This is a genomic window from Trichocoleus sp. FACHB-6 (genome assembly GCF_014695815.1).
In the GTDB taxonomy this organism is placed as follows: Bacteria; Cyanobacteriota; Cyanobacteriia; order Cyanobacteriales; family FACHB-T130; genus Funiculus; species Funiculus sociatus.
Window position 1 is genome coordinate 44,895 of record NZ_JACJOY010000021.1, and the last position, 14,015, is coordinate 58,909.

General features: G+C 46.1%; 13 protein-coding genes. 6 read left to right on the forward strand and 7 right to left on the reverse strand.

The window, feature by feature from the left end:
• Positions 1–238 precede the first annotated feature (238 nt).
• Positions 239–2,932, forward strand: coding sequence for a cyanophycin synthetase (cphA, locus tag H6F66_RS03830; RefSeq protein WP_190418374.1), 2,694 nt, complete (start codon positions 239–241; stop codon positions 2,930–2,932).
• 48 nt (positions 2,933–2,980) lie between these two features.
• Here cphA and tatA read toward each other — a convergent pair whose 3' ends face one another.
• The 4 genes from tatA to H6F66_RS03845 all read right to left on the reverse strand — a co-directional run bounded on the left by tatA (position 2,981) and on the right by H6F66_RS03845 (position 6,236).
• Positions 2,981–3,157, reverse strand: coding sequence for a twin-arginine translocase TatA/TatE family subunit (gene tatA, locus H6F66_RS03835; RefSeq protein WP_190418376.1), 177 nt, complete (start codon positions 3,155–3,157; stop codon positions 2,981–2,983).
• Between the two features lie 184 nt (positions 3,158–3,341).
• A complete protein-coding gene (locus tag H6F66_RS03840) occupies positions 3,342–4,673 on the reverse strand; it encodes a serine/threonine-protein kinase (protein WP_190418378.1) in 1,332 nt (443 codons plus the stop codon).
• Positions 4,670–4,798 carry a hypothetical protein gene (locus H6F66_RS28715; protein WP_277873877.1) on the reverse strand — a complete coding sequence of 43 codons (129 nt, stop codon included), beginning with the start codon at positions 4,796–4,798 and terminating at the stop codon, positions 4,670–4,672. The genes H6F66_RS03840 and H6F66_RS28715 overlap by 4 nt, the downstream gene beginning before the upstream one ends.
• A gap of 16 nt (positions 4,799–4,814) precedes the next feature.
• A complete protein-coding gene (locus H6F66_RS03845) occupies positions 4,815–6,236 on the reverse strand; it encodes a serine/threonine-protein kinase (RefSeq protein WP_190418380.1) in 1,422 nt (473 codons plus the stop codon).
• 127 nt (positions 6,237–6,363) lie between these two features.
• On the opposite strand from H6F66_RS03845, the gene H6F66_RS03850 reads away from it, so the two are divergent.
• Positions 6,364–7,098, forward strand: coding sequence for a phycocyanobilin:ferredoxin oxidoreductase (locus H6F66_RS03850; protein WP_190418382.1), 735 nt, complete (start codon positions 6,364–6,366; stop codon positions 7,096–7,098).
• A 161-nt stretch (positions 7,099–7,259) separates the two neighbouring features.
• Here H6F66_RS03850 and H6F66_RS03855 read toward each other — a convergent pair whose 3' ends face one another.
• The 3 genes from H6F66_RS03855 to H6F66_RS03865 form a co-directional block, all read right to left on the reverse strand.
• Positions 7,260–8,369 (reverse strand): S-(hydroxymethyl)glutathione dehydrogenase/class III alcohol dehydrogenase, encoded by a 1,110-nt coding sequence (locus H6F66_RS03855; protein WP_190418384.1) that lies wholly within the window; start codon positions 8,367–8,369, stop codon positions 7,260–7,262.
• Between the two features lie 114 nt (positions 8,370–8,483).
• Positions 8,484–10,028, reverse strand: a complete 1,545-nt coding sequence (locus tag H6F66_RS03860) for an NAD(P)/FAD-dependent oxidoreductase (protein WP_190418386.1) — start codon at positions 10,026–10,028, stop codon at positions 8,484–8,486.
• A 71-nt stretch (positions 10,029–10,099) separates the two neighbouring features.
• Complete coding sequence (locus tag H6F66_RS03865; RefSeq protein WP_190418388.1) at positions 10,100–10,669, reverse strand: SRPBCC family protein; 570 nt, start codon at positions 10,667–10,669, stop codon at positions 10,100–10,102.
• 385 nt (positions 10,670–11,054) lie between these two features.
• Here H6F66_RS03865 and H6F66_RS03870 point away from each other — a divergent pair, with 385 nt between their 5' ends.
• From H6F66_RS03870 to H6F66_RS03885, 4 genes are all read left to right on the forward strand, one after another.
• Positions 11,055–11,249, forward strand: coding sequence for a hypothetical protein (locus H6F66_RS03870; RefSeq protein ID WP_190418390.1), 195 nt, complete (start codon positions 11,055–11,057; stop codon positions 11,247–11,249).
• 134 nt (positions 11,250–11,383) lie between these two features.
• Complete coding sequence (locus tag H6F66_RS03875) at positions 11,384–12,175, forward strand: ChaB family protein (protein WP_190418392.1); 792 nt, start codon at positions 11,384–11,386, stop codon at positions 12,173–12,175.
• Positions 12,176–12,513: 338 nt separating this feature from the next.
• Complete coding sequence (gene rd, locus H6F66_RS03880) at positions 12,514–12,672, forward strand: rubredoxin (RefSeq protein ID WP_190418394.1); 159 nt, start codon at positions 12,514–12,516, stop codon at positions 12,670–12,672.
• Between the two features lie 23 nt (positions 12,673–12,695).
• Positions 12,696–13,964, forward strand: a complete 1,269-nt coding sequence (locus H6F66_RS03885; RefSeq protein WP_190418396.1) for an aminoacetone oxidase family FAD-binding enzyme — start codon at positions 12,696–12,698, stop codon at positions 13,962–13,964.
• The last annotated feature ends 51 nt before the right edge of the window (positions 13,965–14,015 follow it).

Genomic DNA, 14,015 nt, shown 5'->3' on the forward strand with positions numbered 1-14,015 from the left:
ATTTGTCATAAAACTGTTCGTAGAGAACAGTTTTATCACTTTTTAAAGCTGGAAACTAAGAGATTACTAAATAAGGGCGGGGTCATCAGGAACCAGTGCCAGCTTTCCCACCAAGATGTAAGGGCTTTCGCATTAAGTCTATATAAAAGAAAAGCACACCTATATCGAAATCGCTTTGTGTGAAAGTCCCTACCCCGCCCTACCGCCCACATCCTCTGAATCACCCGCAAAATTAGGTATGAGAATTCTAAAAATCCAGACATTACGGGGCCCAAACTACTGGAGCATTCGACGCCACAAACTGGTAGTCATGCGCCTAGACTTAGAAGAGCTGGCAGAGTTGCCATCTAATGAAATTCCAGGCTTCTACGAGGGATTAGTTCAGGCACTGCCGAGTCTGGTAGAACACTTCTGTTCCCCTGGTTGCCGAGGTGGCTTCTTAAGCAGAGTTCAGGAAGGCACGATGATGGGACACATCATTGAACACGTCGCCTTAGAACTACAAGAACTCGCGGGGATGAAAGTCGGCTTTGGGCGTACCCGCGAAACCGCAACTTCAGGCACTTACCAGGTAGTCATCGAGTATTTTGATGAACAAGCGGGTCGCTATGCCGCCAGAGCAGCAGTGCGGCTATGCCAAAGTATTGTAGACACAGGCAGCTATCCAGAGGCGGAATTACAGCAGGATCTCAAAGACTTGAGAGACTTGGCGCGCGATGCCGCTCTCGGCCCCAGCACCGAAACCATCGTCAAAGAAGCAGAAGCGCGGGGTATTCCCTGGATGTCTTTAAGCGCCCGTTCTATGGTTCAGCTGGGCTATGGCATTTACCAGAAGCGAATGCAAGCAACGCTCAGCACTTACTCCGGAATTTTAGGGGTAGAGCTTGCCTGCGACAAAGAAGGCACCAAAAAAATCCTACACGAAGCTGGGGTGCCAGTACCGCGTGGCACCGTAATTAACTATCTAGATGAACTCGAACAATCCATAGAAGACGTTGGTGGCTACCCAATTGTGATCAAGCCTCTGGACGGTAATCACGGACGAGGTATCACCATCAACATCAACGACGGGCAACTGGCACAGGAAGCCTACGATGCTGCCAGTGCTGCCTCCAAAACCCGATCCGTAATCGTGGAACGCTTCTATACCGGACGGGATCATCGGGTGCTAGTAATAAATGGCAAAATGGTGGCGGTAGCGGAACGAGTCCCCGCCCACGTTGTGGGAGATGGCAAGTCCACAATTGAGCAACTAATAGAAGAAACCAATCGCGACCCGAATCGCGGGGAAGGACACGATAACGTCCTCACCAAAATAGAACTAGACCGTACATCTTGGCAACTTTTGCAACGGCAGGGATACACCCTAGAGACGGTGCTATCCAAAGGTGAGATTTGTTACCTGCGGGCAACAGCAAACCTCAGCACCGGAGGCATTGCTGTTGACCGTACTGACGAGGTTCATCCAGAAAATATCTGGCTTTTTGAACGAATAGCTAAGATTATCGGTCTGGATATTGCTGGAATTGACGTGGTGACAAATGATATCAGCAAACCACTTAGAGAAATGAATGGCGTGATTGTTGAGGTAAACGCCGCCCCTGGATTCCGGATGCACGTCTGTCCCAGCCAGGGTTTACCGCGAAATGTCGCAGCACCAGTGCTGGATATGCTGTTCCCGCAAGGGTCTCCCAGTCGTGTTCCCATTGTTTCCATCACTGGAACTAACGGCAAAACCACCACCACGCGCCTGATTGCCCATATCTTTAAGCAGACAGGTAAAACCATTGGCTACACAACTACCGATGGCACCTACATTGGTGATTACATGGCGGAACCAGGAGACAACACTGGCCCGCAAAGCGCCAATTTGATTCTTTCAGATCCTACGGTAGAGGTGGCGGTGCTGGAAACTGCACGCGGCGGTATTCTTCGGTCTGGGTTGGCTTTCACCACTTGCGATGTGGGCGTAGTTTTAAACGTCGCCGCAGATCACCTGGGAATTGGTGATATTGAAACCATACATGATATGGCTCATCTTAAGAGTGTGGTAGCTGAAGCGGTTGCGCCAGAAGGCTATGCGGTACTTAATGCAGACGATCCTCTAGTGGCGGCGATGGCAAGGCGCGTGAAAGGGCAAGTAGCTTATTTCACCATGAACCCGGAGAATGAGTTGGTGCAAAGCCATACGCGCAAAGGCGGCTTGGCAGCAGCTTATGAGAATGGCTATCTGTCAATTTTAAAGGCAGATTGGACGCTCCGAATTGAGCAGGCGGTGAATGTACCATTGACAATGGGTGGGTTGGCACCTTTCCAAATTGCGAATGCGCTGGCGGCGAGTCTGGCGGCGTTTGCTCAAGGGGTGAAAATTGAGGAGATTCGTCAGGGTTTAAGTACGTTCCGGGCTTCGGCTTCTCAGACACCGGGGCGGATGAATATGTTCAATCTGGGCAAATATAATGCTCTGATAGATTATGCTCACAATGCAGCTTCTTACGAGGCGCTGGGCGGTTTTGTCCGCAATTGGCCTGGGGTAAGGATTGGGGTTGTGGGTGGCCCTGGCGATCGCCGTGACGAAGATTTTGTGACGCTGGGTAAACTCTCTAGCCTAATATTCGATCGCATTATCGTTAAGGAAGACGATGATACGCGGGGACGCGATCGCGGTAATGCCTCTGAGTTAATTTCTCAAGGGATATCCCAAGAAAAGCCAGATGCTCAGTATGAAACTATCCTTGATGAGACGACAGCGATTAACACCGCTCTCGACCAAGCCCCAGAAGGCAGCTTGGTGGTGATTTTACCAGAAAGCGTCACTCGCGCAATTAGCTTAATTGAGGCGCGTCGCCCAGTCGGGGAAAACATCGAAAATAACACTATCCCAGTGGAGAACAAAGATAGTGTGAAGTCTTCTGTAGTACAGAAGCTATAAAAAGGTAAAAGGCAAAAAGTGAGGAATTCTTCCTTTTGCCTTTTGCCTTTATTTATTATCTTGATTTTCCTGGGATGGTTCCTCGCCTTCGCGATTCATTTCATCCTTAAAGCCGCGCAAGGTTTTCCCTAGCGCGCTACCTAATTCTGGAATCTTCTTGGGGCCAAAGATTAAAATAGCAGCGAGCGCTACCACACCCACTTCCGGCCATCCTAAACCAAACATATCACTCTCCTGTAAAACATCTTAATTTAACTAGGACTTACGCACTGAGGGTTTCAAACCTCGATCCCTCCGCCTGCGGCGACCCCCTTAATAAGGGGGTTAGGGACATCTCTTTGTCCTTTAGCCCCCCTTAATAAGGCGGGTTGGGGGATCTCTTCGTGTCCTATCAACTCTCGCTACTAGGTCATTTCCTGACATTGATTGGTAATCCTAACCAATCGCTAAGTTCATAAGCCAGCCAGTCGAGTTCCGGTTCAGAAATGATACCGTTACCGCCAAGCTCATATTTTTGCGTACCTACCCAAATAATAATCTTCTGCCTAACTTGGTCTACATATTTCACTTCCAACTTATTGATATCTTGTTTCGATGCCGAACTGGGATATTTAAACTTTATTCCAAATATCTCATAAATTAGGGAAATTTGTCGCTGATCGAGCCGCAACCTGACTCGGCGAAATAATGCAAACAAAGTCCTCCACAAAGGTAGTATCAGCACCAAAAAGAAAAATTGGCTCATCCAAGGGATAGAGGCAGAAAAGGCAGAAAACAGAACTATAGCCACAAAAAGGTCAACACAGTACAAGAATACCAAATTAAACTTAAATCCCTCTGGATGGAGGAGAATTTCTAAATAATCATTGTCTTTTTTCAAAGAAACTTTGCTACCCGTTGGTTTACTAACAACTAAAGGAGCGATTTCTGGTTCTTCCGGCGGCTTTTCGAGTGCTTGCAGCGCAACGGGCGCAGAAGCAAAGCGGCGGTCTAAACTGGGTTCTATCATCCACCGCAACCATCTGCTAAAGGCTGGACTAGGATTGCACGCTTTCTCAAATTGAATGCGTCCATCCTTGTGCGGTAAATCTGCGGGATGACTTCCCGTCACCAAAGTAATCAAAGTTGCGCCTAAGCTGTAAAGATCGGATGATGGAACTGCGCGATCGCCAAATTGTTCTGGCGGCATATAGCCATAAGTTCCCACCACTGTAATTGTCCCACCATCCTTAGCGGCGAGAGTCTGCACCGAACCGAAATCAACTAAGTAGACTTCGCCAACGCTATTACCAGAACGATTGGCTAATAAAATATTGCTAGGTTTAATATCCCGGTGGATAACGGGAGGCTGACGACCATGCAAGTAAATTAAAATTTCTAAAAGGTCTTTGGCTAGTTGCTTTACTTCGTCTTCGCTGAAAGTACGTCCAGCTTTAAGATGTTCTTCTAAAGATTTCCCATCTACATAACTTTGTACGAGAGCAAATCCTTTACCTGTGGGTAAATCTAGCTCAAAAAAATCGAGATAGCGGGGAATAGAAGTATGGGAAATAGTTTTTAAAGTTTCCGCTTCCCGTTCAAATAACTTAAGAGCCTCCCATTCAAAATCGCTGCTAAAAGATAATAGCTTGACTACAACTAATTCTTGAGTTTGGTTGTCACGCGCTAACAGCGTTCTTCGTCCAGCACGTTTACCTAGCTGCTGTTCGATTTGGTAGCGGCCTAATACTTCACCCTTCATACTTTTACTATTGTTGTCAAACTTTTTTGTAACAAGAATGAGATTTCTTGAAAAAGAGCGATCGCTATTACACCCACTTCAGTCCATCCTAAACCAAACATCCCAGTCTCGGATAAACTATCCATGCTCAAATATAGGAGACTAACTATCAGATGGAAGAAGCTGCTCGCTTTTAATGGGTCTTATAATTGGCAATTTCAACCAATCGCTCAGTTTATGAGCGAGCCAGTTGAGTTCCGGTTCAGTTATCAACTCATCAGTAACCAACTCATATTTCTGCGTTCCCGCCCAAATAATAACGCGGGGTTGGACCTCAATTTGTCTGCCCCTGTGGCCTGTTGTCAAATATTTTCTGGTGTGTTCCAGCATAGTGATGTCTTGTCTTTGTGCTGGCTTAGGAAAATTGAATTTAAATCCAAATATCTCATAGGTTAAGGTAATTTTCTGCGGATCGAGACTCAGCCGAACACGTCCAAACAACCCAAAGAGAACCTGCCATACCATATAAATGCCTTGGTACCAAAAAGGTAGGGAGAACAACACCATGAAGAAGTTAATACCGGAAGCTGTAAAGAATAAAGAACTTGTCCACAGTAGTATGAAAGAATTCCAAGCGATCGCAAAAAAGCACAGCTTTAAAATATTAGAATTGAACCCCAGTGGAGGGATGAAGATTTCTAGAGAATCTGCTTTTTCAGTCACGGAAATTTTGCTACCAGCCGGTTTCCTCACAGTTACATGAGCAATGTCTGGTTCCTGCGGCTGCATGAGGGCTTGCAGTGCTTCCTTAGCAGAAGCCAAGCGTCGGTTGAGACTGGGGCGAGTCATCCGCTTTAACCAATTGATTAAAGCAGGACTGAGATTAGCAGCTTTTTCAAATTCAATTTGTAAGTCATCGGTTTGCGGTAAATCGGCAGGATGCTTACCCGTTGCTAGATATATTAAAGTTGCACCTAAACTATAAAGATCGGATGCGGGAACTGCACGTCCACCAAATTGTTCTGGTGGCATATAGCCATAAGTTCCCACCACTGTAATTGTCCCGCCTTCTTTGGCGGCGAGAGTCTGCACCGAACCAAAATCTACTAAGTAGACTTCGCCAACCCTATTACCAGAACGATTGGTTAATAAAATATTGCTGGGTTTAATATCGCGGTGGATTACTGCTGGTTGACGGCTATGTAAATAATTGAGAATTTCTAAAATTGCTGTGGCAATTTCCTTGATATCTGCTTCGCTAAAAGTTCGTCCTCCTTTGAGATGTTCTTCTAAAGATTTCCCTTCCACGTAGGTTTGAACGAGGGCAAATCCTTTGTATGCTGATGAATTAAGTTCAAAATAATCTAAGTAGCGCGGAATAGCCGGATGGGTTAAAGATTTTAAAGTTTCCGCTTCCCGTTCAAATAACTTAAGCTCCTCCCACTCAAAATCGCTGCTAAAAGACAATAGCTTGACTACGACTAATTCTTGAGTTTGGTTGTCACGCGCTAGCACCGTGCGTCTTCCAGCACGTTTACCTAGCTGCTGATCGATTTTGTAGCGCCCTAATACTTCACCCTTCATATTTTTACTGCTGTCACTGGCATATATAGGCTGTTATAGCTTTTTTTGTCCCTGACAAGCTGATATTCTTAACCTACCTGTGTCTGCTGCTGGATTATCGTAGTTAAGAGAAAGCAAATTTTAAGAAATGTTAGAAACTTCAAAGTCTTCCCTACGCGAACAACAACACCCTCTAATTCGCCAACTGGCTGACACTATTGAAGCAGTTTGGCACAAACACCTCGATCTTTCACCTTACCAACTACCAGCTGAGTTGGGTTATGTGGAAGGAAGATTAGAGGGAGAAAAGCTGACGATTGAAAATCGCTGCTACCAGTCGCCGCAATTTCGCAAAATGCACCTAGAATTGGCAAAAGTCGGCACAATGCTGGATATTTTGCATTGCGTGATGTTTCCTCACCCACAATACAATCTGCCGATGTTTGGCTGCGATTTAATCGGTGGTCGGGGACAAATTAGTGCAGCGATCGCGGATCTTTCTCCCGTCAGCAGCGATCGCTCATTACCCGAAGAATATACTTTTTCCCTTGGGGGGCTACCCGCCCCCAACTTCTCTCAACCCCGCGAATTACCCGATTGGGGCGATATTTTTTCGGAATTTTGCTTTTTTGTGCGTCCTGGTAGCCCAGAAGAAGAAAATCAGTTTCTCTCTCGCGTGGAGTCGTTTTTAGAAATTCATTGTCTCAATGCGATCGCGGCCGAGCCAGTAAGTTCTGAAAAACAAGCTGAAATCCTTAACGGGCAACGCTACTACTCTACTAAACAGCAGCAGAATGACAAAACTCGTCGGGTGCTAGAAAAAGCCTTTGGTTTGGAGTGGGCAGAACATTATATGACGACTGTTTTGTTTGACAGCGTTTAGAAAATGTGCGACGACACAAACTCGCGCTTGTGTCGTCGCACCTGTTTAAAAATAGCTTTCACGAACCACTCCAGCCAAAAGAAGATGTAGAGAAAATTTGAGAGAAAAAAGGATAATTTCAGGGGAATTAGAGTTGGTAGGCAATGCCTACACTACTAAATCTAAAATGTGACGACGCTGCGGATAGATTCGCCGTGGTGCATTAAATCAAAAGCATCATTGATGCGTTCAATCGGCATAACATGAGTAATTAAGTCGTCAATGTTGATTTTACCTTCCATGTACCAATCAACAATTTTCGGGACATCTGTGCGACCTCTAGCACCACCGAAAGCAGAACCTTTCCAAACGCGCCCGGTGACAAGTTGAAAGGGGCGAGTGCTGATTTCTTGCCCAGCACCAGCAACGCCGATAATAACACTAACTCCCCAACCTTTATGGCAGCATTCTAAAGCTTGGCGCATGATATTCACATTACCAATACACTCGAAGCTGTAATCGGCACCGCCTTTAGTTAAATCTACCAAGTAAGCAACTAAATCGCCTTCGACTTCTTTGGGATTTACAAAGTGAGTCATGCCGAATTTTTCTGCAAGCGATCGCTTACTCGGATTAATATCAACACCCACAATCATATTAGCGCCAACCAGCCGCGCCCCCTGAATAACATTTAAACCAATACCGCCTAATCCAAACACTACAACATTGGCTCCCGGTTCTACTTTGGCAGTGTTGATAACTGCGCCAATCCCTGTAGTAACGCCACAACCGATGTAGCAAACTTTATCAAAGGGGGCATCTTCACGGATTTTGGCAACGGCAATTTCTGGCAATACTGTATAGTTGGCAAAGGTTGATGTCCCCATGTAATGATGTATCATTTGACCATCAATGGAAAAGCGACTCGTGCCATCAGGCATTACACCGCGCCCTTGCGTGCTGCGAATAGCTTGACATAAATTAGTTTTTCTGCTTAGACAGTATTCGCACTGACGGCATTCTGGAGTGTAGAGGGGAATTACGCGATCGCCTTCTTTTAAACTACTCACTCCGGTGCCAACTTCCACAACAACTCCAGCGCCCTCATGTCCTAAAATTGCCGGAAACAAACCTTCAGGATCGGTACCAGAAAGGGTGTAAGCGTCAGTATGACACACCCCACTTGCCTTAATTTCTATCAGCACCTCGCCCGCCTTGGGGCCATCCAGCCGTACCGTTTCAATAGTTAACGGTTTACCCGCCTCAAATGCTATTGCTGCTTTAACGTCCACGCTCACGCTCTCCCGTCTAATATCTATCTATAAACACAAAGGTAGCGCTGTCGCGCCGCTTCGCTAACGCAAAGCCTCCCTGCTCATTTGCGATTACCTTAGCGTACCTTTGCCTTAACAACTAAAGTCTCGCAACACGCGCTGGGCTGAATTATAACCCGCCGCACCAATCACAGAACCAGCGGGGTGACAAGCTGCACTAGCAGAATAAAGTCCCGGTATCGGTGTATTGTAAGGCAACCTGTCAGCAAAACCAAAAGAGTTATCAACGTGATGAATGTGTCCCCGCGTCAAACCAAAGTATTGTTCTAGCTTCTGGGGATGGAGGGGAAACACTTCTTGAACTAATTGTGACGTGTTGGGGGCGAAGCGATCGCATATTTCCAGCAAATGACTAATATATCTGCTTTCTTCCTCATCCCAAGTTGTACCCTGTAATTCATAAGGCACCCACTGCACAAACAGCGCTGAATTGTGGTGTTTCTCAGCATCCTGCATAGATGGGTCGAGGGTAGTGTGAATATACCACTCAATCGCCGGAAAATCCGGGAGGCGACCAGCTTGCACATCAGCGAAAGTGCTCCGCAACTGCTGCATCACCTGTGCCTCATCTGGAAGCAGGTGAATTGTAGTGCCGTACTGACCGCAATCTTCAGGCAGACAGGTAAATTTTGGCAATCCTTTGAGACATAAATTCACCTTAAAGGTAGAACCGTCTTTGCGATAATTATCGATTCTGGCGTTGTAATTTGCTGGCAAATTTTCCGCACCAATTAAATCGCGCATTCGGAAGGGATCGGCATTCACAATTACAGTATTAGCAGATATTTCCGTATCATTTTGCAAAACAACGCCTTTGGCAACGCCATTTTCTAGCAGAATTTGCCTCACACCGCATCCCGTTTCTATCTTCGCACCAGCTTTAATTGCCGCATCCGCAAGACGTTGAGTTACTGTACCCATACCGCCTTTAATCATCATCCAAGTGCCGTCGCTATCTGGAAGTCTGCACATATTATGAATTAAAAAATTCATCCCCGTACCAGGAGTATCCCAAGTGCCATAGAGTCCCGAAAACCCATCAGTCACAGCGTACATTGCTTTTAGCAAATCGCTTTTAAACTCAAAGCGATTCAGATATTCGCCTACTGATTTTCGACACAAATTAATGAATACCTGACGCAAAGATGGGCGTAGGTAGCGTTCTGCTGTATCTTCAATTGAAAGCGGTTCTTCTAGCCAAGTTGGTGTAATATCTTCCCGAATCTGGGCAATTTCCTCTTGCAACTTCTGGTTAGCTTTCCAGTCAGCTTCAGAGAAGAATTCTGTAAATTGTTGCTGCATCGCCTTTACGTCTGAACCGAACAGCAGATAACGCTTGTCTGTTGTGGGGAGAAAGTAGTGCGGGTCACGGCGGATGAGAGGCAAATCTATATCTAAAATTTGCAGGAGTTCCGGGGGCATTAATCCCAGCAGGTAAGCACCAGTTGAAATGTTTAATTGTGGCGCAGTTTTAAATGGTTTTTCTGTACGACAAGCACCGCCAATAACTGCTTTTTCTTCAACTATTAAAACGTCAAATTTTTGGCGTGCTAGTAGTAGTGCTGCTACCAAGCCATTGTGACCGGAACCGACGACTAGGACATCAACTTTTTTCATGAGGTCATTGGATTGGGGATTGGGGATTGGGGATTGGGAAAAAATCTTACCCAGCCCCCAGTCCCCAGCCCCTAACCCCCACAAAGAACCTGCCGCATTTTTCGCATATTAGCAGGCAATTCCAATTGCATTGCCTGTTCAATAAAAAGTGACGGTACTGGGATAGTGGGCGTTGCTTGCACAGCATAGGTGAGCAAAGTTCCATCCGCGTAATCTTGCAGACTTAAATCGGCTGAGAAATCAACAAAACTGCCTTTTTCTAAGCGAAACTGAATTTGCTGCTGAACAATTTCAACTACCCTTAGATAAGCCTCAACCTGGATACTGAGAAACAGGAAAGCTTTATTGGCAACTTGATAAAGACGTTTGCAACCTTGATTTAAAGCATCTGGTGGGTGAAGAACCTCCGAACGAATGACATCCGGGAAATAATGCACCCATCGGGGGTAATCTGTTAATTGGGGCCAGATAAGCGATCGCGAAGAAGGCAAATACATTTGGGCTGTGACAGCACCACCCCAAGCAGAATGCTTTCGGGTTTCCAACAAAATCTCGCCTTTTAAAAGCGCCGTTGAGCATCCCCTACTCAGCGGTGAGTCTGAGAAGGCATCCATCGAGTCCGACGGAGAAAGTATACTCATGCTGACTCAGCCACTCCTAGATCATTTTTTCTGAGATTATACTAATTCCATATGTAGTGAACGTTGCTCTGCCCAAGGGCAATAGTCAAAGCAAATCAGTCCATCTACCGATTATCCCACCCAGTCTCATTTCAGGAGTCAACGAAAGTGAGCCGTTCTAACGCCGGAACGTCAATCGTGTTGTATATTTTTGGCATGGCCAGAGCGATCGCATCCACTATCGTGATTCAAAAGAGGGTCAGGTGTTATCCAGCAGATTCCTGAATATGTCATCTAAGCTTTAGCCTTGTTTACAGTCGGTGCTGGTATCAAGAGCGCCATAAACAGCCTGAGCAGACGTTAACTAATCGTATACTCTGTTTTACCATTTATTTGGTCAAGGAAAGTGAGTCGATCTCCTAATTCCGAAAATCTGATTTCTGCTATTTTTGCTGGTGTTCTAGGGCTAACCGTCGCTGTTTATGTGCTGAGGGGCTTTGGCATTCTCACGTTCTTACCAGGCGGCGTAATTTGGATGTTAATCCTGCTTTCGATTGCTACTGGGATTTTGTTCGGAATTGAGAAAACTAGGCGGTACTAGCTCAATCTATTAATTATTATCAGTATCCAAAAGTACATTTTTTTAATCAATCTTGGGGGCCATGCAGCGCGATCGCATTGTTACATAAACTCCTAGAAGACTTAACAAAAGTTAAAAATTCTCAGGAGAAGTGAATGACAGCCATAGACACCACTACACAGTCCACGGTTTCCATTGTTGAAAGAACTATATCAGCCGTTTTCAAAGAGCGCGAGCAAATTGATAAAGTAATTCCCCGCTTGCTGGAGCGTGGGGTTTCCCGCGATGACATTTCAATTATCGGCAAAAACTTTCACTCGGAAACCCGGATTACTGGCTTCATCACCAAAAAAGATGTAATCTTAGGTGGACTCAAACAAGGTGGAATCTTTGGTTCCTTGTTTGGTTCAGCTCTAGCTTTGCTGACTGGCGTGGGAATGCTATTTATTCCGTTTGTGGGGCAAGTGGTGGCAGCAGGGCCATTGGGTGCAGCGTTGCTGGGTGCAGCTAGTGGAGCGATCGCAGGTGCAACTGGCGCTGGCTTAGTCTCAGCTTTGATAGCTCTGGGAATGCCAGAAGAAAAAGCCGCCATCTATCAAACCCGCGTGGAAGCCGGAGACTTTTTGTTAGCTGTGGAAGTCCCCGCCGATAAAACTGGTGAAATTCAGCTACTACTAGAAAGTGCTGGTGGCGAAGAAGTGCATACCAGCGAAACAACATTACCCCGCAAACGTTCCGGACAACTGGAAAACCCCAGCGATTTGTCCCCAGAAGTTCGCTCTCACCTTTCAGAAGACGCTCAAAGAACATTTATCGCCAATTACAATCAAGCTTTAACTGAATCTGGCGATGAATCTAAGGCTGAACATCATGCTTGGGATGTAGTTTCTGAGCAATTTGAACAAGACGAACACGGCTATTGGTCGAAAGGAAAAGCCAAGCTGTAATTTTGTGGGTCTTGAATCGATTAAGTCTACAGCTAAGATCAGCCCCCAATCTACCCAAGGGTAAATTGCAGAGTGGTTTCATTTATTACAAGAAAATTTTGTAATGTTGATTTTGGTCGGCGGTAGGGGCTTTTGATTGCCATGCTCCTACAAAGTATGGCAATTTTCGATATTTTGTAGGGGTTGTATGAACCACCCTGCTGCCTTCAAAAGGGGGGTAAGATTAATAAAATTGCACCAGTATTAATCGAGACTGGAGCCTGCTGATTAATAAGCCTCTGGAGTTCCGACTTCAGGGGGCTTTATCATACAGAAGAATTGTAAGGAAAACAGATAAAATGAAAAAGTATCTATGTAAGTGCGGATACGTTTACGATCCCGCAGAAGGCGATCCAGATGGAGGTATCGCACCAGGCACACCTTTTGAAGATATACCCGATGACTGGGTGTGTCCTCTGTGCGGTGCCACCAAAGAGGATTTTGAATTAGAAGAATAGTAGTTAGATATTACCTTTTGATTGTGCAACCTTTACGAGTCGTGGTAATTGGCGGTGGGGCAGCGGGTTTTTTTGGTGCCATTACCTGTGCCAAAGCCAATCCGCGCGCCCAAGTTATTTTGTTAGAAGCAGGGAGACAACTTCTGAGCAAAGTTCGCATTTCCGGCGGCGGACGGTGCAACGTCACTCATGCTTGCTTCGACCCCTCTGGATTGGTGCAAAATTACCCCAGAGGCGGAAAAGCTCTGCGGGGTGCTTTTAGTCGCTTTCAAGCCAAGGATACAGTAGAGTGGTTTGCTACTCATAGCGTAAAGTTGAAAACTGAGCCGGATGGTAGGATGTTTCCGGTTACAGATAGTTCAGAAACGATTGTGAATTGTTTGATTAAGGCAGCAGACGCAGCTGGGGTCGAAATTCGCACGGGGATACCTGTGGCATCGATTTTACCGTTGAACCCTGTTGATGGAATCGAGGCTGAGGCGGGGAACGAGGAGGGGGGAGGGTTTGAGATAGTGTTGAAGTCAAAAGAGAGAATAAATTGCGATCGCATTCTCCTCGCAACTGGTAGCAACCTTCAAGGCTACCACTGGGCAAAAGATTTAGGACACACTATAGAACCACCAGTCCCCTCACTATTTACCTTTAACATCCCTGACTCCCGCCTAAAAGATTTGCCTGGAGTCAGCGTAGAAAACGTGCGCCTGCGGTTATTAACTGCCGGTAAAACCCAGCTAGAACAAACAGGGCCATTGCTAATTACCCATTGGGGTGTAAGTGGCCCCGCCGCGTTGAAACTCTCTGCTTGGGGTGCCAGAGTGCTGCACGACTGCAAATATCAGGCGACTTTGCAAATTAACTGGCTTCCCCAGTACAATCCAGAAAGCCTGCGGGAAATGCTATTAGCAGTTAAATCCCAACTACCCCAAAAAGCAATTTCCACCAGCTGCCCAGTTCCCCTACCGCGTCGCCTGTGGCAAAGTTTAATTGCCGCTGTTGGCATTAGTACCGAACAACGTTGGGCAGAACTATCCAACAAAACCCTCAACCAGTTAACTCAAGAACTCACCCAAAGCCAATACCAAATTAAAGGCAAAGGAGTTTTTAAAGAAGAATTTGTCACCTGTGGCGGTGTCACCCTCAAAGAAGTAAACTTCAAAACGATGGAAAGCCGCATTTGTCCCGGACTTTACTTTGCCGGAGAAATCCTAGATATCGACGGAGTAACAGGCGGCTTTAACTTCCAAAATGCCTGGACAACAGCTTACATAGCAGGAAACGCGATCGCCTCCTAACCCTTCTCTGTTCCTCTCTTGTCTCTGCGGTTTATTCTCTTAAATCTCTCA